Here is a 25025-nt window from a genome sequence, read left to right on the forward strand (position 1 = left end):
TTTGAAATTCATCAAATTTAATGACAGCAGAATCGATTCATTTCTATTTATGGAATTAACAGATTTAGCTAAAACGTTAGCGAAAAGCGATGATGTCGAGCTTGAATACGGTGTGCAGTCCTACTATGAACCTTTTGAAAAGAAAATTTTCATCAGCCATTTTTGGGATGATCGTAATCAAGAAGACATGACAGCAGGGCTAAAAAGTGATGTTTTCCTGCGTGCAGTAGGGACAGTCTATAGTGATCTCACTGTATTTGAGGACATGATCCGCTACGCCCACACATTATCCATTCCTGATGTATGTAAACAATTGTTTATGCTGTTTGAAGATATCCGGATTGAAGAGCAAATTAAACGCGACCGCCCAGGAACAAAAAAGGTGTTTAAACGGAGAAGAGAGCTTTACAGGCGTCACTTTAAGACGCAATTAACGATTAACCAAGAACGAACCATTTTAACGGATGCACTCTTTTGTGCAATGTATGTAAAGCTGACAGCTGATTCACCGCTGGAAGAGATTCCAGCGCTTCACGAGCGGATCAATCCGATGATTCCGTTTATTGAGTCAAGTCTTGAACGTGTATATGAAGCAGGTTCAACATCTGACATCGCAACCATTGTAAAAGAATTGACAGAAGGTTTTGATGAGCTTCTTGAAAAAGATATGCTGAATACGTACTTTTTCTTCCCGGAATTGGACTATGAAAAAGCGGCAAAAGAACCGCTGTTCCATGACTTGAAAAGAAAACCTAAATTAAGTGAGGACATCAAAGTCGACCGAGAAAAAGAGGGCGATGAAGACATCCACCAAGAATATATGGAAGTATGGCATAGAGAAACTGAAGCGCCATCAAAAAGCTTCCTTCAATTTGACTTAGAACACGGAGGTAAGAGTGATCTCGGCAAGGATGCAGCAAGAGAAGGTGACGATGGAGACCAGGCGCTTGGAACTGTTCAAGGCTCTGCAAAACAAACACATCGAAAAGATTATTCAAAGCTTGAAGCATTAGAAGAGGCTGAAGGCGAAGAAAGCGGAGCAGGTGCTCAAGAAAATGGAAAAGAGAACAAATATGCGTTTCCAGTCATGATATCACCAGAGCCGCCTGATCCAGAGCAAATAGATGTGTACAAGCAGCATGCAAAGGCGATCGAGCCTTACCAGAAACGCTTAAAGCAGATGATTCAAAAAACACTTGAACATAAAAAATCATGGCCAAAAACGGATCTTCATGCAGGCCGTCTGAGTAAAAAGCTCATTCGCTATTTTACAGAGTCTAACCCGCGTCTTTTCTATAAAAAACAGGCACCGTCTTCTCAAATTGATGCTGTTTTCACCTTGTTAGTTGACTGTTCTGCGAGCATGTTTGACAAGATGGATGAGACGAAAAAGGGGATTGTTCTATTTCATGAAGCCTTAAAATCCGTTCAAGTACCACATCAAATTGTTGGGTTTTGGGAAGATACAAACGATGCAACAGAAACAAGTCAGCCGAACTATTTCAACACAGTCGTGTCGTTCAAAGATTCTTTATTTGATGCAGGACCTTCCATTATGTCACTTGAGCCAGAAGAGGATAACAGGGACGGCTATGCAATTCGCCAAATGACGAAAATGATTTTAAAACGAAGAGAAGAGCAAAAGTTTCTCATTGTGTTCTCAGACGGAGAGCCAGCTGCGTTCAGCTACGAACAAAATGGGATTGTGGATACACATGAAGCGGTACTTGAAGCAAGGAAAAAGGGAATTGAGGTGATCAATGTGTTTTTATCCAATTCGCCGATTGAAGAAGCACAGATGAAAACCATTCAAGATATGTATGGCAAGTTCAGCATTTTTGTACCAGATGTCGATACATTGCCAGATGTTTTATATCCATTACTGAAGAAACTGCTGCATAAAAGCATTGGGGCATAAGGTTTTGCCCCTTTCATCAAAATATTTTTCGGAATGATTTAAATTTTTTGTTTTTCTGTGAATTTTTTATCTTTAATTGAACAAAGAATGTAGAAAGTAATCCAAAACAGTGGTAGAATATTATTGGAAGCGTTTTATTACATAAATTTGGTCATTGTGTTCTGGAAGTTATATCGAAATAGTGTTCAATCACTTGATGATCAAAGTTGGGGGTAGTGTTCAAAATGTTTCAAAATGATGTGAAACAACCGTTGAGTTGGGAAGAATTTCATGGTCCGAACCTCGGCTATGTGCTCGAGCTCTACGATCAATATGTCCAAGATCCTAATAGTGTTGATGAAGATCTAAGAGGCATATTTGATGAACTTGGTGCACCACCGAGTGAAATGAAGGAGGAAATTGGGAAAAAAGAAAATAACGTAGTTACTTCTGAACAAATCCAAAAGATAGCATCAGTCGTTAAACTGGCAGAAGACATCAGAACGTATGGCCATTTAAATGCTTCCGTCAATCCTCTTCGCAAAGAAAAGGAATTACAAGAGCTGTTTCCTTTAAAGGAATACGGTTTAACAGAAGAAGATGTCAGGAATATTCCAATATCGATTATTAGTGCAAGCGCACCAAGACACATTTCAAACGGCATAGAAGCCATTAACCATTTGAGAAATACGTATAAGCGTACCATTTCATTTGAATTTGATCACGTGCATGACTTCGAAGAACGAAACTGGCTCTCAAACTCTATCGAATCTGGTGAACTATTTAAGAAGAAACCAGCGGATAAACTAGTTTCTGTGTTCAAAAGATTAACAGAAGTCGAGTATTTTGAGCAGTTCCTGCATAAAACATTTGTTGGGCAAAAGCGCTTTTCTATAGAAGGATTAGATGCACTTGTCCCAGTACTTGATGAAATTATATCAGAGTCTGTTACACAAGGGACTTCAAATATTAACATTGGAATGGCACACAGAGGCCGTTTAAATGTATTAGCGCATGTTTTAGGAAAACCTTATGAGATCATTTTCTCAGAATTCCAGCATGCACCAAATAAAGAGCTTGTTCCATCAGAAGGCTCTATTGGCATTAGCTACGGATGGACAGGGGATGTCAAGTACCATCTTGGAGCTGATCGCCAAATTAAAGACGAAGATACAAAGAGTGCGAGAGTCACGCTTGCTAATAACCCAAGTCACTTGGAGTTTATTGACCCAATTATTGAAGGGAGCACACGTGCCGCTCAGGAATTACGTACTCAAAAAGGCTATCCAGTACTAGACGTTGAAAAAGCGTTAGCCATCTTAATTCATGGTGATGCGGCATTTCCTGGAGAAGGAATTGTGGCAGAAACATTAAATTTAAGTCAACTTGTAGGCTATCAAGTTGGCGGAACCATCCATATCATTGCAAACAACATGATCGGGTTCACAACGGAAAGCAATGAATCTCGTTCGACGAAATATGCAAGTGACCTTGCAAAAGGTTTTGAGATTCCAATTGTTCACGTCAATGCAGATGATCCGGAAGCATGTTTAGCGGCTGTTCAGCTAGCTGTAGAATATCGCAAACGCTTCAAGAAGGATTTCTTAATTGACTTGATCGGTTACCGCAGATATGGTCATAACGAAATGGATGAGCCTTCTACAACTCAGCCAATGCTATATGATGCAGTCAGAAAGCATAAAACGGTCAAGAATATCTTTGCAGATAAACTTGTCACAGAAGGTCTTCTGACAAAAGAACAACGAGAAGAAATCGAGCAGGCTGTGACGACGAAGATAGAAGAAGCCTATAAAAAAGTGCCTTCAAAGAAAGAACATACGATTCAAGAAATCGAACTGCCAGAGCCTGTATCTAATGGCTTCCCAGCAGTTGATACATCAGTAGAATTTGATGTATTAAGAAAGCTGAATGAAGAATTAATTAGCTGGCCGAAAGATTTCCAAGTATTCGGTAAGCTAAAACGGATCCTTGAAAAACGTGCAAAGGTGTTTACAGATGACCATAAAGTGGAATGGTCACTTGGTGAAGCACTAGCATTTGCATCTATATTAAAAGACGGTACGCCAATTCGAATGACCGGACAGGATTCAGAGCGAGGCACATTTGCTCAAAGAAACCTTGTTCTTCACGACAGTCAAACGGGAGATGAATTTATTGCTCTTCATGAACTGAGTGATGCGAATGCATCATTTACAGTCCATAACAGTCCACTGTCGGAAGGCTCTGTCATCGGATTTGAATATGGTTATAATGTCTATTCTCCTGAAACATTAGTGATTTGGGAAGCTCAATTTGGAGACTTCGCAAATGCGGCTCAAGTGTATTTCGATCAATTTATTTCAGCAGGCCGCGCAAAATGGGGACAAAAATCAGGTCTAGTCATGCTCTTGCCGCACGGATATGAAGGACAAGGTCCTGAACATTCAAGTGGGAGAACAGAGCGCTTCCTGCAATCAGCTGCTGAGAATAACTGGACAGTTGCGAACCTGACAAGTGCAGCGCAATACTTCCACATTCTTAGAAGACAGGCAAAAATGCTGCTTCGTGAAGAGATTCGTCCGCTTGTCATCATGACACCGAAGAGTCTGCTTCGTAACCCGAACACATTGTCTGAAGTCCAAGAATTAACGGATGGACAGTTCCGTCCAGTTCTTGAACAGCCAGGTCTTGTGCATGATCATGAAAAAGTATCCCGACTCGTTCTATCTAGCGGGAAGGTATCGATCGATATTAGTGATCGTTTTACTCAAATGGAAGAGCCAAAAGATTGGCTTCATATTGCAAGAGTGGAACAACTATATCCATTCCCAGCCAAAGATATTAAAGCAATTTTAACGAAACTAACAAACTTAGAAGAAATCGTATGGGTGCAAGAAGAGCCACAAAATATGGGGGCTTGGGGATACATTGAGCCATATTTACGTGAAATTGCGCCTGAAAAAGTAAAAGTACGTTACATCGGCCGAAGAAGACGTTCAAGTACGGCTGAGGGTGATCCAACTGTGCATAAAAAAGAACAAGAACGAATTGTATCTGATAGCTTGACTCGCAAAAACTAAGGGGGAAATGAAAAATGGCGGAAATTAAAGTACCTGAATTAGCGGAATCGATCTCGGAAGGAACGATTGCTCAATGGCTAAAGCAGCCGGGCGATTATGTGGAGCAGGGAGAATACCTGTTAGAACTTGAAACAGATAAAGTCAATGTCGAACTGACAGCCGAAGAATCTGGCGTACTCAAAGAAGTGCTGAAAGATTCTGGTGACACTGTACAAGTTGGAGAAGTCATCGGAACCATTGCAGCAGGTGAAGCTGGCGGAAGCGAGTCCACAGCTCCAGCACCTAAGCAAGATTCTGCACCAGCTTCGAAAGAAGAACCGGCAGCTGAACAAAAAGAAGAAGCAACAAAAGAAGAGCCGAAAACTGGTAATGGCAGAACCATCGCTTCTCCTGCAGCTAGAAAACTAGCTAGAGAGAAGGGGCTAGACTTATCTGAGATTCCAACCGTAGATCCGCTGGGCAGGGTACGAAAGCAGGATGTAGCTTCTTATCAAAAGAATGAAGCTCCTGCAAGTGCACCAAAAGCCGCGCCACAAGCAAATGCTGCGGTGCAAAATGATCAGGCAGGCAAACCAGTCGAGCGTGAAAGAATGTCACGCCGCAGACAAACGATTGCAAAACGCTTAGTTGAAGTTCAACAAACGGCTGCAATGCTGACAACATTTAATGAAGTCGATATGACAGCTGTGATGGATTTAAGAAAGCGTCGTAAAGATGCCTTCCTTGAACAAAATGATGTGAAACTTGGCTTTATGTCCTTCTTCACAAAAGCAGTTGTAGCAGCACTGAAGAAATATCCTCTTCTTAATGCAGAAATTCAAGGTGATGAACTTGTCTTGAAGAAATTCTACGACATCGGTATCGCTGTCGCTGCAAAGGAAGGGCTTGTCGTACCAGTTGTCCGTGATGCAGACAGATTGTCATTTGCGGGGATTGAAAAAGAAATTGGTCATCTTGCGAAAAAAGCAAGAGACAACAAATTGTCTCTTAGTGAGTTACAAGGTGGATCATTCACGATCACAAACGGCGGAACATTCGGTTCTCTGCTTTCGACACCAATTTTAAACAGCCCTCAAGTTGGAATTTTAGGAATGCACAAAATTCAGCTACGTCCTGTTGCGATTGATGAGGAACGTTTTGAAAACCGTCCAATGATGTATTTAGCTCTTTCTTACGATCATCGTATTGTCGATGGAAAAGAAGCAGTAGGATTCCTCGTCACGATTAAAAACTTGCTTGAAGATCCTGAGCAGCTATTGCTTGAAGGATAATGATCGACATAAAAAGCTGGCACCCGTTAAGGTGCTAGCTTTTTTTCTTTTCATTTTCCTGATTCCCTCGTTTTGACCAATATGTCGCAAGCCAAGATCCAGATAAATTATGCCACACACTAAAAATTGCACTTGGTACGGCTGCGAGTGGCGAAAAGTGTGCGGTTGCAAGAGCTGCACCGAGTCCAGAGTTTTGCATGCCCACTTCAATGGCGATTGCCCGTTGTGAAGGGATATCCATTTTGCACCATTTGGCAATAAGGTAACCAAATAAAAGACCGAGACCATTATGTAAAACGACAACTGCAAATATAAGCAATCCAGATTGAAGAATCTGTTCTTTATTTGCACTGACAACCGCTGCAATGATCACCACAATTCCGGCAACAGATACAAGCGGCAGTGCTTGTACCGCATATGTCACTTGTTTTTTGAAAAACAACTGAACGATGACGCCCAAAATAATTGGAATCAGCACAACTTGTACAATCGACAAAAACAGAGCCCCCGGCGATACTGGTAACCAAGATCTTGCAAAGATTAAAATAAAGACAGGTGTCAAAAAGGGGGCAAGAAGCGTCGATATGGTTGTGACGGCTACAGATAATGCCGTATTTCCTTTCGCCAAAAAGGTCATGACATTGGATGCTGTACCACCTGGGCAGCAGCCTACGAGAATAACGCCTACAGCGATTTCAGAAGGCAGCCGTAATCCATAAGCTAACAGAAAGGCAATAAACGGCATAAGTGTGTACTGCGCTAAAACCCCAATCAGCACATAGAGAGGTTTTCGAAACAGCTCTTTAAAATCTTCAGCAGACAGGGTAAGCCCCATCCCAAACATAATAATACCGAGTAAAAAAGGAATATAAGGTCCAATCTTAGAAAATTCGGCAGGAAAGGCAAATCCAAGACACGCAAATAAAATGACCCAAATCGCAAAGGTTCTTCCTGCAAAGTGACTAATGGTTAATAGAATCTTCATTCATTGCTTCAGCTCTCTTTCCTCACATATCTTTCTTATTTTAAATGAATTTTCTGAAAAAACAACCCGTTCTTTAGATGGGTGTCAATAAAAAAATTATGTAAACTAAAAACACGCCACATAGGCATTTGCCTACATGGAGTAAAGTCTCAAAAAGGTGTCCATTTGACTTGTTGCGCTTGCTTTAGTCTTGCTTCTGGCTCACGCCAGTCAACTACATTCCACCACCTGTCTACGTATTGCGCCTTTTCATTCAGATATTGAAGGTAGTAGGCATGCTCCCATACATCAAGAGCCAGAAGAGGGATGACATCCCATTGTGATAAAAGTTGATGACGTTCTGCCTGTAAAATCTCTAAACGTTGTGACCGGGGCGCCCATACGAGAATAGCCCAACCAACACCTTCTACTTGTTTGGCAGCTGCTGAAAATTGGGATTTGAATGCGTCATAGCTGTCAAACGAATGCTCAATCAGGCGGAGCATTTGACCAGTAGGCTTTCTTTTTCCAGAAGGACTCATGGAAAACCAAAAGATACAATGTAAATAATGTCCCGCTCCATGGAAGGCAAGCTCACGTTCCCAGTGCTTGATCATCGTAAAATCATTGGTTCTTCTCGCTTTTTTTAACGCAACCTCAGCTTTGTTCAGACCATCGACATATGATTGATGATGCTTCTGGTGATGCAAATACATAATCTCTTTTGAAATATAGGGTTCTAGTGCTTCATACCGATAAGGGAGAGGTGGTAATTGGTGACCTCCAGCTGCTACATCTCGCAGTGCTTCGGGCTGGTTCATGTCAGCTGCAATACTTTCAGCAAGTTCATACCACTCTTGTTCACTGGAGCGCTCATCATTCATTTTTAACAATAAATTTTCTGCTTTCTGACGGATATCTTCATCCTGAACCACGTTTTGAAAAGAGCTAAGCCACTCTTTGAGCTGCATTCGATATTCTTCCTTATTCATTGATACGCCTCATTTCTTCTAAAAATGTGGAACAAGCCATCATTGGAAATACAAATGGATAGCTATGATAGGTGATATAAAACTGCTTTGGAAGGCCAATGCCCACTGGATAATACAAGGCTTCATTGGAATGCTGATGATTCACCAAAAATGAGATGGCTTTAAAAATCGATGTGTCATCTGGCTTCTCATATTGCAACAGAGCCTCTGCGGCCCAAGCAGTTTGAACCACTGTGCCAAATGGGAGCGAGACAAACGTTTTGACCTCTGCACTTTTGCACGATTCCCCGAAGCTACCATCTTCTAGTTGAATCTGTTTTAAGAAACGGCACGCTTTCTGAACGGCAGGGTGTGAGTAGGGGATGCCAGCAGCTTTGAGTCCTGTTAATGCTGCCCAGGTTCCATAAATATAGCAAACGCCCCATCTGCCAAACCATGATCCGTTTTTCTCTTGATGATCAAGGAGCCATTTTACACATTGATCTTTCTGCCTGAGCATGGATGGAGACATGGTTTTCTCCTTTAAACCAATAAGATGAAGCACGCGTCCTGTTATATCGGGAGTAGATGGATCAATGGCGGCATCCTCCGCAGATTCGAGCGGTAAATGACGAAGCAAGAAGTGATTTTGATTTTTTTCGAAAGCAGAAAAGCCGCCATCACGGTTTTGCATGGAAAGGAGCCAATCAAAACCTCGTTTCCATTGAACCGGTGCGTATGCTTTAGGAATGGCTTTTAACACAATTTGGGTGTCATCACAATCAGGGTTATTTGTATTGATATCTGAGAAACCAAAGCCCCCCGGAGCGGCATGGCGGTTATGAATCGCCCAATCTGCTTTCTTCATTTGCTGCCGATTCAACAAGTATGTGAAAGACCTTGTGATGACGGGATCTACTCGTTTTCTGCCTGCTTTTTGAGAAGCATAGCTGACAAGCGCAGTATCCCATACTGTGGATGTAGAATTCTCAGCATACAGCTCGCCTTGACAGGAGGTGACAAGCTTTTTCATGCCTTTGACTGCTTTTTGGATGAGATGATGTCCTGGAGAGGAACCAAGGCTCATGAGCGCATAGATCATAAAGATGGTCGCACTTAAGTAGCTGTACAGCGTGCCATCCTTTTCAAGACGGTCAAACATATATCGTTTAGCCGCTTCATACCCGAAAAAGTCCAGTCGGCTGTCTAAGGCTACATATGATCGCATATACGTCAAAAAGTGGTGAGTTGAACGTTCTTCTCTTGCCATAAACCAATCAAATGGATTTTTAGACATGCTCTCATCAAGGTGTGCTAAGGATGGAAACTTTGCATGTGAGGTATACCGCTTATTCAGTGCAATCATCATCGGCACAAAATGAATTCTTGCATATGCACTAAGATGGTAGAAGTGTAGTGGAAAGGATGTAGGGATGAGTAAAAAAGAAAGGGGTGCATAGAAGTAGGGCCAAGGGTGCATGCCGTTGACGGCGAGCATCCACTTTGTCATAAAATGAACGTTCTTTAAACCACCTTTTGACCGAATATATTGTGCTGCCTTTTCCATATGAGGCTCATCTTGTTGAAACCTGCCTGAAACGAGCATTCCGCAATAGCCTTGCACTGTGGCTGTTAAATGTCCCGTTTGATCATGATACAAAGAAAAAGAACCATTCTCATTTTGCTTCGTGCGTATCGCTTCCGCCAATTGATGAATCAATGCCTGGTCAGGATCGCCGACAGCTTTTAACAGCATAATCAAAAAAGCATTTGTCATCATGGGGCCTTCAAAGCAGAAAACAAAAGCGCCATCTTCTCGCTGTCTGCGTTCTACTTGTTTGTGCAGTTCTTCAATATACTCGTTTACTCTCGTTTTGAAATCTTGCATTTTTGGCCATGCTCCTTTCCTTTACTACTATATTCAGGAGCCTGCCTGTCACATGCAATCACAAAAAAGCCGATGACATTGCCATCGGCTTTGCTGTGTGTCCATTAATCTTGGAGGTTAATCCATACACTTTTCACTTCAGTATAATTATTCAACGCATATGAACCCATTTCTCTGCCTAAACCTGACTGCTTATATCCTCCAAACGGGGAGGCGGCATCAAAGACATTATAGCAGTTGACCCAGATCGTTCCTGCTTCAAGACGTGCAGCAATATCATGGGCATGCTTTAAGTTTTCTGTCCAAAGTCCTGCGGCTAATCCATAGTCAGATTGATTGGCCCGTTCGACCACTTCATCAATGGAATCATAAGGAATCGCAGATAAGACAGGTCCGAAAATTTCTTCCTTAGCGATGGTCATGTCATCTTCTACATCTTTAAAAACAGTAGGAGAGACGAAATAGCCTGCCTCATAAGGGCAATCACCACCGACAACGGCTGTTGCACCTTCTGATTTCCCTTTTTCGATATAGCCTAACACGCGTTCATGCTGCTCTTTACTCACAAGAGGTCCGATTTGCGTATCTTGATGGAGACCGGCGCCTTGCTTAAGTGATGTCGCATATTCGGCCATTTGATCGACCACTTCATCGTATTGACTCCGGTGAACAAAGACCCGTGAACCTGCAGAGCATACCTGGCCTTGGTTAAACATGACGCCGTTTAAAGCACCTGGAATGGCTTTCTTTAAATCTGCATCTGGTAAAATAATGTTTGGCGATTTTCCGCCAAGTTCTAATGTAACGCGTTTAATGGATTTAGCGGCTTTCTCCATGATTAATTTCCCAACACTTGTTGACCCTGTGAAGGCTAGCTTGTCGACATCAGGGTGATCGGTTAATGCATTCCCGGCTGTTTCACCGAACCCGGGAACGATGTTAATCACGCCTTCTGGGAAGCCGGCTTTATCCACTAATTCAGCTAAATAAAGAGCAGAGAGTGGTGTTTGTTCTGCTGGCTTTAAAACGATGGTACAGCCTGTTGCGAGGGCAGCACCCATTTTCCACATGGCCATTAGTAGCGGGAAGTTCCAAGGAATGATTTGTCCCACAACGCCAACAGGCTCATGGCGGGTATAATTAAAATATCCCTGACTGACAGGAATGGTTTGTCCAGTCATTTTTGTGGTCCAGCCTGCGTAATAGCGCATGTGCTCAATGGCGAGAGGAACATCCGCATTTGTTGTTTCATTAATTGGTTTTCCGTTATCAAGCGTTTCAAGCTGAGCAAGTTCTTCTTGGTTTTCTTCCATTAAATCTGCAAGCTTAAACATAAGCCGAGCGCGTTCAGCGGCAGACATTGAGCGCCAAGGACCATGAAAGGCTTTTTTAGCAGCTTTCACTGCCTCATCAATATCTTTCGCACCTGCTTCATATACATCAATAAGGGTTTCGCCTGTGGCTGGGTTAGGGGTAGAAAAGGTTTTATGATCGTGACTTGTGACAAACTGGCCGTTGATGTAGAGTTTTTTTGTCCCCTGGAGAAAAGATTCGAGTTTTGAACTAATTTGAAGTGTTGTAGAGCTCATAAATAAACAAACCTCCTTAAAGATATGGGTTGTTCTGCGAGTTCTAGGTGAAAAAAGTGGACATGAAGCAATTAAATCTGTATACGTCACATATATGTAAACGTATACACTCATCATATTATAGGACATGTTTGAAAGCAATCTATAACACTCATTGCATTTCATGAAAAATTGGCTACAATAAATGTATAGATGAAAAAAGGAGTTTTTATATCATGATCCATCAAAACTGGCAAACGGCTCAAACGCTCAAACAAGTAAAATGTGTACATACGAATGCGAAAAAATATATGGTCGACCGGGCATTAACGGTTGGAAGCACATATGAAGTGAAAAATGAAACAGAAGAATTCCTCTTTGTTGTTGATAATACGGGTAAAGTAGGCGGGTATTACAAAGAGTATTTCGAAGATATTTCTGCTGAATGATTTTAAGGATCATCACTCATACTAAGAAAAATAGTAAAGGGTGATGATGATGAAAAAGCAGCAAACAGACGAGCAGAAAAACCAACATGCTTGGCACGATAACGAGGATGCTGATATGGCGATTACGCTTGAACAGATTTCTGATGTGTATGCCGAGGGAACCATTGATACACCAAAAGATGAATAGCCATCTAAAACAGTGATTTTGAACAATCACTGTTTTTTTTATGGGATGATGAAGCATTTTTTCTCGAAAAGAACTGAAACTTTTTTCCTGGTTTAACAGTCTAAATAAGTAGAGGAAAGAGCATCGGATCAAAAAGAAAAAGTTAAATGAAATTTAATCTATTCGTAATGGAATAACGACCATTTATAGCGTATTCTATAAGTGAGAATAAAACGTACCCACAGAGCCGTGTGGCCGTTTTGTCATAAAGGAATTTGATGCAGGAAGAGGGGGTTTACGTGGGTATTTTTTCTGTCAGTAAACAAAATGATCATAAAAAATTCGAATCCTTATTGATTGAAGGGGAAAGAATTGAGGCTGTTTACAGACTGCGTCACGACCAAATTTGTTTCACCAATAAACGACTGATCTTTGGCGATAACCGCGTATTTTCTAAGAAGAAAGTCAGGGTCTCCTTGCCGTATCGATCAATTGAAAGTTTTGCCATTCAAGAAGCTGGCGTGTTTGATCAGGACACAGGTATGCTGCTCGTCACAAGCTCAAAAGTATTTGAACTCGATTTTTCTAAAGATACAGATTTGAGTGATGTGCAAGCCATTTTAACAAAACACCTTTGCTGATCAACGTTGCGATTACATAGATCACATGCACTTTTCTCATTCTTTGTTCTTATTATTAACTATCGCATATTGCCTAAGCCTTTCCCATAATAGGTGGGAAAGGCTTTTTTCTGCTTGCGTGTTTGAATGATGACAAAAAAGGATAAAGATGAAACAGATACAGAAAGGAGAATGATCAATGAACGTATTAGTTGCTGGAGCAAATGGACATACAGGTAGACTTGTCATACGTTATTTAAAAGAAAAAGGACATGAGCCGCTTGCTCTCATTCGAGATGAAAAACAAGCTGATGCGCTAAAAGAACTTGGTGCAACACCTGTCATCGGTGATCTTGAAAAGGATGTTACATCTGCTGTGAAACAAGCGGAAGCTGTCATCTTTGCAGCTGGTTCAGGCTCAAAAACAGGTGCAGATAAGACCATTGCAGTGGATCAAGAAGGTGCCAAACGCCTCATTGATACAGCCAAAAAAGAAAACATTCAGCATTTTGTTATGCTGAGTTCCTATAATGCCGATGATCCTAACCAAGGAAAAGGGCAAGGAAGTATGGAAATTTATTATGAAGCGAAAAGAAAAGCAGATGAACATTTAAAACAATCTGGTCTTTCCTATACCATTGTCCGTCCAGGTGCCTTGCTGCATGAGGAAAAGGCAGGAAAAATCGAAGCTGCTGCGCATATCCCAGATGATCAAAACATTGAGATTTCAAGAGAAGATGTAGCCATCGTTCTTGTGGAAAGCTTAACAGAATCCAATGTGAAAAATAAGTCATTTGACTTAATTAAAGGCGACAAACCAATAGAACAAGCGCTTCGTACGCTTTAAGTGAAAAAAGCTGCTGCCAAAGAGGCGGCAGCTTTTTTGATGTTTTCATTTACCTTGTAGCGGGAAGGTAATGAGAAAGGAGTGATTGGTCGTGGGCTTAACGAAAGAACAAAAAGCTGATTTATACGAAAGACTGATTGAATTAAAAGAGGATGTGAAAGGATCAAAAAAGAAAGAAGAATCCATGCTGGTGGAATCAAATGAGATTTCAAATGGTGTTGGGAATCACATCGCTGATCATGGGAGCATCTATTTAGACCGAATGACAGAACAAACGCTAGATCAAGTAGATGATCAGCTTGAAGGTGAAATTGATGCAGCGCTGAAACGAATGGAAGACGGGACATATGGGAAATGTGAAAAAACAGGAAAAGATATTCCATACGAACGTTTAAAAGCAGTACCATATACACGTTATTCAATCGATGCAAAGAAGAACGAAGAAACCACTCAAGATCCGAATGAGTTTGACCGGTCGTTTTCCGATCAAATGCGTGATTTAACAAATAGAGAAACAATGGATCAAATGCATTCAGACACGTATGAAAGATTAGAGGAAGAACAAGATGTTGATTTAGATGAGGAAAAATAGATGATAAGAAGAAGTAAAATTTTTTCAGGATAATGTTTTCCTGTATACGCATACGCAAATGTATAGTATACATGAGTCTTTGAAAGAAAAAAGATCTCTTGAAATTTAATTAACTTTCGTGTAGTATAGTTTAAAGGCTGCGATGTGCGTAATGTTAATTAAGTTTTAACCTTTAAGCTGTAATAGGGAGTTTTATATTGAAGCCGGAATGTCATGCCTCCTTAGAGAGGAAGACAGGAACGTTTCTGCAAACACCCACTTTGAGGAGTGGTGGTTTAAAACTTTCTTACTTAGGTTACGGCATCCGCAGCTTTTCCTAGGATGATTCAAGCCATTTTCCATTTTGGAAAATGGCTTTTTATTTTGTGAAAAGACGAAATTGAACAGACGGCATGTAGAGGCATGAATGTATGTTAAAATAGACAAAACAAATGACGGAGAGGGAATTGGATGTTAGAACAAGCAGAAGCACTTCTTAAACAATACTATGGCTTTGATGCCTTTAGGCAGGGGCAGAAACAGGCCATTGAATCGATTGTGAACAAACAGAAGGATACCGTCTGCATCATGCCAACAGGCGGGGGGAAATCGGTTTGCTACCAGATTCCTGCCCTTATGATGGAAGGAACGACGATCGTTGTATCTCCACTTATTTCTTTAATGAAAGATCAGGTCGATGCGTTAAATGAGATGGGGATACGGTCGTCCTTTTTAAACAGTACACTGTCAGCAGGCGAAATGAATGAAAGGCTGAAAAAATGCGAAAATGGGGAATATGAGCTGCTTTATATCACGCCTGAACGCTTACAAAATGAGCGCTTCTTTCAGCTGCTTGACCGATTGACGATCCCCTTAATCGCCATTGATGAAGCGCACTGTATATCTGAGTGGGGGCATGACTTTAGGCCAAGCTATCGCTATATTCAAGAATGCTTGAACAAGCTGTCAAAAAGACCGGTGATTGTCGCATTAACAGCTACAGCGACGAAAAAGGTCCATCAAGATATATGTGAACAGCTTGGTATCAACGAAGAAGAAACCATCTTTACTGGGTTTGCTAGAGAAAATTTGTCTTTTCAAGTGATCAAAGGTGAAAATAGTGACCGTTTTATCACACAATATATGAAGAAAAACAAGCTTGAGTCTGGCATTATTTATACAGCTACAAGAAAAGAAGCGGACAACATTTACAATCGCCTAAAGAAACAAAAGATCAAAGCAGGCGTTTATCACGGTGGGTTAGATGACGATGTGAGGGAAGAGCAGCAAAACCTCTTTTTAAATGATCACATCCAGGTGATGGTCGCCACGTCTGCATTTGGCATGGGAATCAATAAGTCGAATGTACGTTTTGTGATTCATCATCAAATTCCAAGAGATATTGAAAGTTACTATCAAGAAGCTGGGCGTGCCGGCAGAGATGGGCTTGAAAGTGAATGTATTTTACTGTTTTCACCCCAAGGCGTACGAGTACAGCGTTTTCTCATTGAACAGTCGACAGAAGATGAAGTACGGTATCAGCATGAACTGCTGAAACTAAGACAAATGGTGGATTACTGTCATACCGAGCAGTGTCTACAGCAATTTGTCATGGACTATTTTGATCAATCAACAAGCGCCACTTGCCAAAAGTGCAGCAATTGCCTAGACGAGAGAGAGCGTGAAGAGGTGACAAGAGAAGCGCAAATGGTTTTATCTTGTACAGTTAGAATGAATGAACGATTCGGAAAAATGATGATTGCCCAAGTACTGGCGGGCTCTAAAAACAAAAAAGTGCTGGACCTTGGTTTCGACCGGCTTCCTACATATGCTTTAATGAAGCAACATTCAGCCCAGCAAATTAGTGACTTCATCGAATTTTTAATTACAGAAGAGTATTTGCACATGTCTGAAGGGGCTTATCCAACGCTAAAGGTGACACATAAAGGAAAGAAAGTGTTAGTTGGACAAGAGGCTGTATATAAAAAGCAGGCGATCAAAAGAGGGGCCATTCAAGAAAACGACGCATTATTTGAGCGATTAAGAGCGGTGAGAATGAAGTTAGCGAGAGAGCAGGGCGTCCCGCCATTTGTTGTATTTTCTGATCAAACTTTGAAGGAAATGTCAGCAGTGGAGCCTAAAACGGAAGAAGAACTTCTCCATATTAAAGGTATCGGAGCTCAAAAAAGAGAGAAATACGGGGATGTTTTTTTAGAAGAAATTCGTTTATTTATAGAAAAAGAGAAAAAATAAAGAGTTTGAAGAAGAAAAATAAATTTTTTTCGCTGAGATTGGACACGTTTTCATCAGAACGTTTTCCACCCTTGCAAAACCTTGATATGGTGCGGAATTGAGCCATTTTGTGGTCTGATTTACCAATGGAGAGAGATGTTTCATGTAAAGGAACTGTAATCTAAAACATATCGTTTTGTTATTGAAATGACATTTACATATGTTACGATAGCACTCGTTAGCCGCCATAAAAAGCTAACAAGGGAGGATTTACTTTATGAAGAAGACTATTATGTCCTTGGTTGCTGTTGCAGCAATCTCAACAACAGCATTTGGAGCGCAGCAAGCTTCTGCAAAGGAAATCACTGTACAGAAAGGTGATACACTTTGGGGAATCTCTCAAAAAAATGATGTGTCTCTAAAGGACCTAAAGGGTTGGAACAATTTATCTACAGACATGATCTATGTAGGAGATAAATTGACAATCTCTTCAAAAGAGAAAACTCAGGAGCAGTACAAAGTCCAGAAGGGGGACAGCCTCTGGAAAATCGCTCAAAAATTCAATGTGTCAATTAGCGATATTAAGTCTTGGAATAACTTAAACTCAGATATAATTATGATTGGTTCAACACTAAGTGTTGCTGGTCAAAGCTCAGCTCCGGTAAGCTCAGAACCTGTTCAAAAACAGGCACCTGTCCAAAAAGAGCAAACAACGAAAAAAGCTGCTCCTAAAAAGGAAACAGCTAAAGCAGAATCATCTTCTGCTAGTCAAAGTGTTCAAAAAGAAATGACTGTAACAGCTACGGCTTATACAGCAAATGATGGTGGCATCTCAGGTATTACTGCAACAGGGGTAAACTTAAACAAAAACCCGAATGCAAAAGTCATTGCAGTAGACCCTAATGTCATTCCATTAGGTAGTAAGGTTTATGTTGAAGGCTACGGTGAAGCCATCGCAGCAGATACTGGCGGCGCAATTAAAGGTAACAAAATTGATGTACATGTACCAAGCAAATCCCAAGCGAAAAATTGGGGTGTAAAATCAGTCAAAGTAAAAGTACTTAACTAGTAGTCTATTGTTTTTTGGAAGAAAGCATCAGGTGGCGGCCTGATGCTTTTATTGTACCCTTTTTTTGGTCAAAAATACACTTATTTTTCTGAAAAATTTGCATTTTCGACAAAAAACCAGCGTTTATGATGAGATATACGCTGGTTTTTGTCGTTAGCTGTCCACCCAATAAATTTCTCCGCTTTGTTCTTTCCAATTGATTTGGACTTCAAAATGGTGTTTTTCATAAAAATGAATCAGGCGGTCCACATGATTCCAATCTCTTTTTACGAGATCACCAGTAATCACTGGAATGTTCTGTTCTCTTGCGATTTCTTTTAAATGCTTCATACATATTGAGCCGTAGCCATTGTCTGGCGGGCCTTTAATATCGGCAATATGAATTTTTCCTTCTTCAGGATATTCCGCAATTAAGGAAAAATCAGATTGTCCACGAAAAGCTTTTTCACAATCGCTTAACATGATTTTACAAGTATCAGCACTTTCAATGGCAGAGACGATCATCCACTCATCTTCTTTGGCTTGATCAATTCCAATGATCTTCGCTTTTTTCGAAATATCTTTCATATTTTCTTGCATTCGATACATTTGGAACTGCAATTGCTGTAATTCTTTCTCTAACATCTTCACATCTTTGGTTGTTTCCTGTAAGATTGACAAGTCCATTGCTCCTTTCCTATAAGAGATCATAAAAACCACACAAATTTCCATTCTAAAGGAAGTGGATGGATCTTTCAAGCCGCTAGAAGGCCGGCAATCGGCAAGTTTGTCTAAAATTCGACGAAGATAGCGAATTTATTGACTTTATAGAGAAAGTTAACTAACATACTCTTAGTCGGAACTAATAAAGAGAGGTTTTCAAACATGAAAGAACAGAATCAAAAACCGAAAAATTTCACCGGCATTGTTGTCATCTTAACAATTGCCATAAACGGATTAATTGCTTTATTATTTTTAATGCCAAAAACAGATAAATTTAGTCATCTGGATATTACATTTCTGCCGTTACTCAATGCCGTGATGAATAGCTTTACGTTTATCTTTTTACTTTCAGCGCTCATCATGATTAAACAAAAGAACATTAAAGCGCATAGACGATTTATCTTTGCCGCTTTTTCAACAACACTTGTCTTTTTAATTTCGTATGTGACATATCATTCAATGGCAGCTGATACACACTTCGGAGGAGAAGGGATCATCCGTCCAATTTACTTCTTTATTTTGATTACACATATTGTGCTATCAGCTATAATTGTACCGCTTGCACTGATTACTCTATTTAGAGGCGCACAGATGCAGGTCGAGCGTCACCGTAAAATTGCCCGCTGGACGATGCCGCTTTGGCTCTATGTTAGCCTCACTGGCGTCATTGTATATATCATGATTTCTCCATACTACAGCTAACGTATGTCCCACTGGACATACGTTCTTTTATTTACAAGATGAAGTGCTTTGGATAAAATGGGAATTGGGTATCCGACTTGCACGGTATCTTCCCATCTATAGATTCACATCATTTCTGGCCGTTTGCTCGTTTGGAGATCAACAATTGAACGAAACGGGGGTTATATGATGACTGAACAATTGCAGTATAAACCGGGGCTTGAAGACATTGTGGCAAGCGAAACGTCCATATCATACTTAGATGTGGAGCAAGAAGAAATTGTGATTCGCGGGTATGACCTCATTGAGCTAGCACAAAGCAAGACATATCTAGAAACAGCCTATCTGCTTATTTATGGAAAATTACCAGATACGATGGAATATCACCAATTTCAGCAAGACATTTCCTCTCAAACCAACTTACATCCAACCATTCAAACCATTTTAACCAAGCTACCAAAAGCCACTCATCCGATGGATGCGATGAGAACATGTTTATCTGCTCTTGCAGGGTATGATGAAGCATTACATGATCGATCAGAAGCGTGCCAGCTAAGGCGTGCCGTTCGATTATTAGGCCAGCTGCCGGCCATTGTTGCTGGAAGCTATCACATTCTCACAAAAGACGCCGCTATTTCCTCAGATCAGACCAAATCCTACACCGAAAACTTTTTAGCCATGCTAACAGGACGCACCCCGACAGAAGATGAAATCACCGCTTTTGACCAAACACTCACATTATATAGTGAACATGAGCTACCGAATTCAACCTTTGCGGCGAGAGTCATTGCATCTACACATTCTGACATGTATGGTGCTTTTACTGGAGCCATTTCTTCATTAAAAGGTGACTTGCACGGAGGAGCGAATGAAGCTGTCATGCATATGCTTCTTGAAGGAAAAACAACGGAAGGATTCCTTGCGCTCATTGAACGAAAATTAGCCGCAAAAGAAAAAATGATGGGCTTTGGCCACAGAGTATACATGAGAAAAATGGACCCGCGAGCCGCTCTTTTAAAGCAATCGTTGAAAACGCTTACGGAATCAAAGGGAGACACGACGCTATATGACATGTGTGTGGCAGGAGAGGCATACATGAAAGAGCAGAAAAACCTTTATCCGAATCTTGATTATTATGCCGCACCTATTTATTATGTGCTTGGAATTCCTATTTCACTTTATACACCCATTTTCTTTGCTGCAAGAGCAAGCGGGTTAGCTGCCCATGTCATTGAACAACATTTGCATAATCGTATTTTTAGACCGAGAGTACGGTATTTAGGGCCAAGAGGATTAAAAGTCTCAAATGATGATGGAAAAACGGGGGAATGAACATGAATAAAACAGCAGTAGTCAATCAAACAGATCAGCTATTAGAAGAAATCGCAGCCTATGCAGTGGACGGAGAAATTACGAGCAAAGAGGCAATTGAAACGGCACGGTATGTGCTCATGGACACGCTCGGCTGCGGAATGCTTGCGCTCAATTTTCCAGAATGCACGAAGCACCTCGGGCCGATTGTACCTGGAACAGTTGTGCCTAACGGAGCAAGAGTGCCTGGCACTTCGTTTGTGTTAGATCCAGTCCAAGCTGCTTTTGATATAGGGTGTATGATTCGCTGGTTAGATTATAATGACACGTGGCTTGCACAGGAGTGGGGACATCCGTCTGATAACCTAGGCGGGATATTAGCTGTAAGTGATTATATCAGCAGAACGCGGCTTGCAAACGGAGAAGAACCGCTCACGATGAATGACGTACTGCATGCGATTGTCAAGGCACACGAAATACAAGGTGTGCTTGCTTTAGAAAATTGTCTGAATCGAAATGGCTTGGATCATGTTTTATTTGTCAAGGTGGCAACAAGTGTGGTCGTTTGTGCGATGCTTGGCGGAACGAAGGAAGAAGTGCAGCATGTTTTATCGCAAGCCTTTGTTGACAGCTCTCCGCTTAGAACGTACCGTCACGCCCCGAACACAGGATCAAGGAAATCGTGGGCAGCAGGAGATGCAACAAGCCGCGGGGTGAGACTGGCGATGATGACACTGAAAGGGGAAATCGGCTATCAAACGCCGCTCAGTGCAGAGAAGTGGGGGTTTGAAGATGTTCTAATGAAAGGAAAACCACTCACACTCGCTCAGCCGCTCGGATCTTATGTCATAGAAAATGTGCTTTTCAAAATTGCTTATCCTGCTGAATTTCATGCGCAGACTGCTGCAGAGGCTGCTGTGATGCTGCACGACGCTGTGAAAAATCGATTAGATGAGATCGACCGGGTAGAAATTACGACACATGAGTCAGCGATTCGAATTATTGACAAGAAAGGGCCGCTATACAATCCGGCAGACCGTGATCATTGCTTGCAATATATTACCGCCATTGGATTGATCTATGGTGAGGTGACAGCCGATCATTATGAAGAAGAAACTGCGCAAAATCCGGTCATTGATCGTTTGCGTGATCAAATGGTTGTGAAGGAAGATAAACGTTATACAGCTGACTATTTAGATCCGAAAAAGAGATCGATTGCAAACTGTGTTCAAATTTTCTTTAAAGACGGGACGATGACAGACCGAATCGAAATTGAATATCCGCTAGGTCATCGCAGAAGAAGACAGGAAGGCATGCCGCTGCTTGAAAAGAAATGGGTCTATCATTTGAAGACAAAATTTCCACAAAAACAAGTCGATCAAATTGTGTCACTTTGCGAAAATCCAAATCAATTAAAAACAACGACAGTACCAGCATTTATGGACTTATTCGTGATATAAGGAAGGGGGAACTAGCGTGTGGATCGTGAATGATGAAACGAGTCAAGCTGATTTAGCCGCAGCCTTTAAAGAGCAAATGAACAGATCAGCTCTATTTCAAATCCCAGGTGTTCACGATGGGATGTCTGCGCTCTATGCGCAAAAAACGGGCTTTCAAGGGCTCTATTTATCAGGTGCAGCCTTTTGCGCGAGCAAAGGACTTCCTGATCTCGGCATGATCCATTCAACAGAAATGGCTGAAAAAGCGAAGGAAATCATTCGAGCTTCCCAACTGCCTCTTTTGGTGGATATGGACACTGGCTATGGCGGAGTATTAAATGCAGCAAGGGCAGCAAAAGAAATGGTTGAGAGCAAGGTAGCGGCTGTTCAAATCGAAGATCAGCAAATGCCGAAAAAATGCGGGCATTTAAATGGGAAGTCACTTGTTCCAGTAGAAGAGATGATCGCGAAAATCAAAGCCATCAAACAAGCGGCACCATCACTTTTGGTCATTGCGAGAACCGATGCAAAGTCCGTAAATGGGATGGAGGATGTCATCCGCCGGGCCAATCTCTATGTCGAAGCAGGAGCGGATGCAATTTTTCCTGAAGCGCTCATCACAGCAGAAGAGTTCACGCATGCTTCAAACCATATTCAAGGGCCGCTCCTTGCAAACATGACGGAGTTTGGCAAGACGCCTTATTATCATGCAGATGAATTTTCGATGTTTGGATTTCAAATGGTCATATACCCTGTGTCATCACTCAGAGTCGCTGCAAAAGCGTATGAGCGTTTATTTACAGAAATCATGGAGAAGGGCACGCAGCAAGGAATGCTGAAGGACATGCAAACGAGAAAAGAGCTGTATGAAACGATTCATTATGATGACTATGAGGAAATGGATCAACATTTAGCAAAAACGATTCTGCCGGAAATCGGTAAGGAACATTCATAAAAAAATGAAAAGCACTTCCTAAACGGAAGTGCTTCAGCGTGTAGACAAACCCTCGCATTCTGTGTAAGTCCTGCGTGCCGGTGCTCACGAATCTCAAATTCGCTCCGCTCCGGTACTCGTTCTTCCTAGACTGCAAAGGTTTTCTATCACACTGAAAAGAAGACAAAGGGCTAAAATAAAGATCATTTTAGCCCTTTGTCAACAATTTGAAGCACTTCCTTAAAGGAAGTGCTTTTTTTTACGATGATGGTGTGGATGATGAAGCCAATTTCATCTTTTCTTCAACTGTTTTCGTTTTTTCTTTTACTTTTTCAGCATAAGTGAAATCACCGTAGCAATAAGGATAGCGGAAGTTATCTTTGTTGCCCCCACACGTATAAACTTCGGGGTTTCGTTTCACTTGCTTTTTGGAGTATTGCTTTGCCAATTTCTCGGAATGTTTTCCCCCGTTTTTTGCAACAAAATCAATATAGCCGATTCCCATGTTATAGCTTTGAATAATGGTTTCCAAATCAACGCCTTTTTTCTTCCCATGCTTGTACATGGTCGAAAAATGATGGACTCCTTGTCTAATGCTTTTCTGAGGGTCATTGATTTCATTTCGTTTCAAACCAAGAGATTCAGAGGATTGCATTGGATCTCCGCCTCTGCCTTTTGATTCTTGATACATCATACCGAGGATTAACGCGGTATATTGATCTAAATCTTGATCTCTTAACTCCGTTTCTACAAGCGGTTTGTAATCATCCAATCTCGACAAAACAATTGATTCCGTATCAATTGGCAGCTTTTTTAACTCCTTTTGATTAAAGGAAATGACAATGGCTGCTAATACGAAAACAAACAGAAAAATCGTGAAACAGCCTGAAATGGCAAAACATCCTGTTTTTTTCTTTTTCAAGGTCAGTTCACCCCTGTTTTGCCCCGCTTTTAAAAGGGAAGTACAGCCTTTTTATTATGCCACATCCTGCACGGGATACCAAGTGAAAACCTTATGATCAATCATACCCAAACGTAAATTCAGGTCTTGTTTTCAGCCTGTGGCAGAAATAAAGGAAACCGATAATGAGCCAGGCCATTCCAATGATTAATGCATTTGTATGAATGCTTGTTAACAGCCAAATACAAAAGGCCGTTCCGCAAAGAGGGATCATTGCATATCTCAATGTGTTCAGTACACCTCTTTGTTTATGTCTGACGAAATAGTACGCAAAAACAGACAAGTTCACAAAAGTGAATCCAATCAATGCGCCGAAGCTGATAAATGAATAAATGACTTCAAGCTCGCCAATAACTGCGGTTAAAGAGAAAACACCAATTAATAAAATATTAAAAACAGGGGTTTTCAATGTCGGGTGAATATAACCGAAGAAACGCTTCGGTAACGATTGATCTCTTCCCATTGCATATAACAGCCTTGCTGCACTCGCGTGTGACGATAAGGAAGAAGAGATGACAGCGACCATCGTGCCAGCTAAAAAGAACGAGTGGAGAAATGCGCCACCCACAAATTCCGCAATTTCAAGTGAGGCCGCACCTGGATGCTTGAACTGCTGGAAATTTGGAAACACCTGCTGTAAAAAATATGAGGTGAGGGTAAACAGCACGCCTCCAATGGCGACCGTTAAGAAAATCGCAAGAGGGATTGTCTTTTTCGGCTGAATGGTTTCCTCAGACAAGGTCGAAATCGCATCAAACCCTAGAAAAGAAAAACATAAAATGGTCGCCCCTGAAAAAATAAGAGCCGGGTCTAAGCTCGCTGAATAAAAAGGCCGGGCTGAGAATAATTCTCCGCTGCCTGCGTTTTGTGTGAGTCCATAAATAATAAACCCAACAAAGGTGGCGGCGACAATGACCTGAAAGGTAACAAATAGCGCCGTAATGTTGGCTGTAAGCCGAATACCGATTACATTGACAGTCGTTATGGCGATAGCAAGTATGATGATCCAAATGTAATGAGGTACATCAGGAAAGGCTGCGGTTAAATAAGCACTTCCGATTGCAAAATTCACCATAGGCAAAAATAAATAATCAAGCAAAAGCGTCCAGCCCACTAGGAAGCCGACGTGAGGATGAATACTTTTTTGCGCATATGTATAAGCAGATCCTGCTTTTGGAAAAGCCTTCACCATATTCCCATAGCTAAGCGCTGTCAATAGTAATGCTAGTAAAGTAAATATATAAGCTGCAGCTACGTGTCCTTTCGTCAGCTGAGCAACAATGCCGTATGAATCAAATACGACAAGTGGATCCATATAAGCAAGCCCGATCACAACAAGTGGAAAGACAGTCAGGCTGCGTTTTAGTCTTGGCTCTTCAGTCAATTTGCCTATCATCTCCTCTA

At 41.3% G+C, this 25025-nt stretch carries 21 protein-coding genes and 1 other RNA gene; 15 read left to right on the plus strand and 7 right to left on the minus strand.

Annotated features, from left to right (window positions below):
* Position 1 precedes the first annotated feature (1 nt).
* The 3 genes from BA70_RS05465 to odhB all read left to right on the plus strand — a co-directional run bounded on the left by BA70_RS05465 (position 2) and on the right by odhB (position 6248).
* The gene (locus BA70_RS05465; protein WP_034319230.1) at positions 2–1918 is read left to right on the plus strand and encodes a vWA domain-containing protein; all 1917 of its coding nucleotides are present in this window, start codon (positions 2–4) and stop codon (positions 1916–1918) included.
* Positions 1919–2142: 224 nt separating this feature from the next.
* On the plus strand, positions 2143–4977 hold the full coding sequence (gene sucA, locus BA70_RS05470) for a 2-oxoglutarate dehydrogenase E1 component (RefSeq protein WP_034319233.1): 2835 nt from the start codon (positions 2143–2145) through the stop codon (positions 4975–4977).
* Between the two features lie 14 nt (positions 4978–4991).
* Complete coding sequence (gene odhB, locus BA70_RS05475; protein ID WP_034319236.1) at positions 4992–6248, plus strand: 2-oxoglutarate dehydrogenase complex dihydrolipoyllysine-residue succinyltransferase; 1257 nt, start codon at positions 4992–4994, stop codon at positions 6246–6248.
* A gap of 34 nt (positions 6249–6282) precedes the next feature.
* Here the strand turns inward: odhB and BA70_RS05480 are convergent, their stop codons facing one another.
* The 4 genes from BA70_RS05480 to BA70_RS05495 all read right to left on the minus strand — a co-directional run bounded on the left by BA70_RS05480 (position 6283) and on the right by BA70_RS05495 (position 11660).
* A complete protein-coding gene (locus BA70_RS05480) occupies positions 6283–7233 on the minus strand; it encodes a bile acid:sodium symporter family protein (protein WP_034319239.1) in 951 nt (316 codons plus the stop codon).
* Positions 7234–7382: 149 nt separating this feature from the next.
* Positions 7383–8204, minus strand: a complete 822-nt coding sequence (locus tag BA70_RS05485) for a superoxide dismutase (RefSeq protein ID WP_034319241.1) — start codon at positions 8202–8204, stop codon at positions 7383–7385.
* Complete coding sequence (locus BA70_RS05490) at positions 8197–10071, minus strand: terpene cyclase/mutase family protein (protein WP_034319244.1); 1875 nt, start codon at positions 10069–10071, stop codon at positions 8197–8199. The genes BA70_RS05485 and BA70_RS05490 overlap by 8 nt, the downstream gene beginning before the upstream one ends.
* Before the next feature lie 104 nt (positions 10072–10175).
* On the minus strand, positions 10176–11660 hold the full coding sequence (locus tag BA70_RS05495) for an aldehyde dehydrogenase family protein (protein WP_034319246.1): 1485 nt from the start codon (positions 11658–11660) through the stop codon (positions 10176–10178).
* Positions 11661–11875: 215 nt separating this feature from the next.
* Here BA70_RS05495 and BA70_RS05500 point away from each other — a divergent pair, with 215 nt between their 5' ends.
* The 8 genes from BA70_RS05500 (at position 11876) to BA70_RS05525 (ending at position 17593) form a co-directional block, all read left to right on the plus strand.
* Positions 11876–12088 carry a DUF6501 family protein gene (locus tag BA70_RS05500; protein ID WP_024422683.1) on the plus strand — a complete coding sequence of 71 codons (213 nt, stop codon included), beginning with the start codon at positions 11876–11878 and terminating at the stop codon, positions 12086–12088.
* A gap of 49 nt (positions 12089–12137) precedes the next feature.
* Positions 12138–12275, plus strand: a complete 138-nt coding sequence (locus BA70_RS19365) for a DUF4025 domain-containing protein (protein ID WP_223251603.1) — start codon at positions 12138–12140, stop codon at positions 12273–12275.
* Positions 12276–12553: 278 nt separating this feature from the next.
* On the plus strand, positions 12554–12895 hold the full coding sequence (locus BA70_RS05505; RefSeq protein WP_008346505.1) for a PH domain-containing protein: 342 nt from the start codon (positions 12554–12556) through the stop codon (positions 12893–12895).
* Between the two features lie 178 nt (positions 12896–13073).
* Positions 13074–13721 carry an SDR family oxidoreductase gene (locus BA70_RS05510; protein WP_034319249.1) on the plus strand — a complete coding sequence of 216 codons (648 nt, stop codon included), beginning with the start codon at positions 13074–13076 and terminating at the stop codon, positions 13719–13721.
* Positions 13722–13812: 91 nt separating this feature from the next.
* The gene (locus tag BA70_RS05515; protein ID WP_034319252.1) at positions 13813–14313 is read left to right on the plus strand and encodes a TraR/DksA family transcriptional regulator; all 501 of its coding nucleotides are present in this window, start codon (positions 13813–13815) and stop codon (positions 14311–14313) included.
* Positions 14314–14444: 131 nt separating this feature from the next.
* A non-coding RNA gene (gene ssrS, locus BA70_RS19370) (6S RNA) lies at positions 14445–14630 on the plus strand.
* Between the two features lie 133 nt (positions 14631–14763).
* Positions 14764–16545 (plus strand): DNA helicase RecQ, encoded by a 1782-nt coding sequence (recQ, locus tag BA70_RS05520; RefSeq protein ID WP_034319255.1) that lies wholly within the window; start codon positions 14764–14766, stop codon positions 16543–16545.
* Between the two features lie 256 nt (positions 16546–16801).
* A complete protein-coding gene (locus BA70_RS05525) occupies positions 16802–17593 on the plus strand; it encodes a LysM peptidoglycan-binding and 3D domain-containing protein (RefSeq protein WP_034319257.1) in 792 nt (263 codons plus the stop codon).
* A 153-nt stretch (positions 17594–17746) separates the two neighbouring features.
* On the opposite strand, the gene BA70_RS05530 is transcribed toward BA70_RS05525, so the two are convergent.
* Positions 17747–18253 (minus strand): GNAT family protein, encoded by a 507-nt coding sequence (locus BA70_RS05530; RefSeq protein WP_078061655.1) that lies wholly within the window; start codon positions 18251–18253, stop codon positions 17747–17749.
* 204 nt (positions 18254–18457) lie between these two features.
* On the opposite strand from BA70_RS05530, the gene BA70_RS05535 reads away from it, so the two are divergent.
* The 4 genes from BA70_RS05535 to prpB all read left to right on the plus strand — a co-directional run bounded on the left by BA70_RS05535 (position 18458) and on the right by prpB (position 22681).
* Complete coding sequence (locus BA70_RS05535; RefSeq protein WP_034319261.1) at positions 18458–18997, plus strand: DUF420 domain-containing protein; 540 nt, start codon at positions 18458–18460, stop codon at positions 18995–18997.
* A gap of 168 nt (positions 18998–19165) precedes the next feature.
* Complete coding sequence (gene mmgD, locus BA70_RS05540; RefSeq protein WP_034319264.1) at positions 19166–20308, plus strand: citrate synthase; 1143 nt, start codon at positions 19166–19168, stop codon at positions 20306–20308.
* A 2-nt stretch (positions 20309–20310) separates the two neighbouring features.
* On the plus strand, positions 20311–21747 hold the full coding sequence (locus BA70_RS05545) for a bifunctional 2-methylcitrate dehydratase/aconitate hydratase (RefSeq protein WP_034319268.1): 1437 nt from the start codon (positions 20311–20313) through the stop codon (positions 21745–21747).
* A 16-nt stretch (positions 21748–21763) separates the two neighbouring features.
* Positions 21764–22681, plus strand: a complete 918-nt coding sequence (gene prpB / locus BA70_RS05550) for a methylisocitrate lyase (protein ID WP_034319270.1) — start codon at positions 21764–21766, stop codon at positions 22679–22681.
* A gap of 238 nt (positions 22682–22919) precedes the next feature.
* Here the strand turns inward: prpB and BA70_RS05555 are convergent, their stop codons facing one another.
* Together BA70_RS05555 and BA70_RS05560 are read right to left on the minus strand one after the other, a co-directional pair.
* Complete coding sequence (locus BA70_RS05555) at positions 22920–23582, minus strand: lysozyme family protein (RefSeq protein ID WP_034319273.1); 663 nt, start codon at positions 23580–23582, stop codon at positions 22920–22922.
* Positions 23583–23679: 97 nt separating this feature from the next.
* Positions 23680–25005 (minus strand): APC family permease, encoded by a 1326-nt coding sequence (locus BA70_RS05560; RefSeq protein ID WP_034319275.1) that lies wholly within the window; start codon positions 25003–25005, stop codon positions 23680–23682.
* Positions 25006–25025 lie beyond the last annotated feature (20 nt).

It is taken from the genome of Bacillus zhangzhouensis (assembly GCF_000715205.1).
In the GTDB taxonomy this organism is placed as follows: domain Bacteria; phylum Bacillota; class Bacilli; order Bacillales; family Bacillaceae; genus Bacillus; species Bacillus zhangzhouensis.

Coding starts and splice junctions, on each gene's coding strand:
- BA70_RS05510 (WP_034319249.1), top strand. CDS start 13,074: ATGAACGTATTAGTTGCTGGAGCAAATGGACATACAGGTAGACTTGTC.
- BA70_RS19365 (WP_223251603.1), top strand. CDS start 12,138: ATGAAAAAGCAGCAAACAGACGAGCAGAAAAACCAACATGCTTGGCAC.
- odhB (WP_034319236.1), top strand. CDS start 4,992: ATGGCGGAAATTAAAGTACCTGAATTAGCGGAATCGATCTCGGAAGGA.
- BA70_RS05525 (WP_034319257.1), top strand. CDS start 16,802: ATGAAGAAGACTATTATGTCCTTGGTTGCTGTTGCAGCAATCTCAACA.
- BA70_RS05545 (WP_034319268.1), top strand. CDS start 20,311: ATGAATAAAACAGCAGTAGTCAATCAAACAGATCAGCTATTAGAAGAA.
- mmgD (WP_034319264.1), top strand. CDS start 19,166: ATGACTGAACAATTGCAGTATAAACCGGGGCTTGAAGACATTGTGGCA.
- BA70_RS05490 (WP_034319244.1), bottom strand. CDS start 10,071: ATGCAAGATTTCAAAACGAGAGTAAACGAGTATATTGAAGAACTGCAC.
- BA70_RS05480 (WP_034319239.1), bottom strand. CDS start 7,233: ATGAAGATTCTATTAACCATTAGTCACTTTGCAGGAAGAACCTTTGCG.
- sucA (WP_034319233.1), top strand. CDS start 2,143: ATGTTTCAAAATGATGTGAAACAACCGTTGAGTTGGGAAGAATTTCAT.
- BA70_RS05495 (WP_034319246.1), bottom strand. CDS start 11,660: ATGAGCTCTACAACACTTCAAATTAGTTCAAAACTCGAATCTTTTCTC.
- BA70_RS05535 (WP_034319261.1), top strand. CDS start 18,458: ATGAAAGAACAGAATCAAAAACCGAAAAATTTCACCGGCATTGTTGTC.
- recQ (WP_034319255.1), top strand. CDS start 14,764: ATGTTAGAACAAGCAGAAGCACTTCTTAAACAATACTATGGCTTTGAT.
- BA70_RS05500 (WP_024422683.1), top strand. CDS start 11,876: ATGATCCATCAAAACTGGCAAACGGCTCAAACGCTCAAACAAGTAAAA.
- BA70_RS05485 (WP_034319241.1), bottom strand. CDS start 8,204: ATGAATAAGGAAGAATATCGAATGCAGCTCAAAGAGTGGCTTAGCTCT.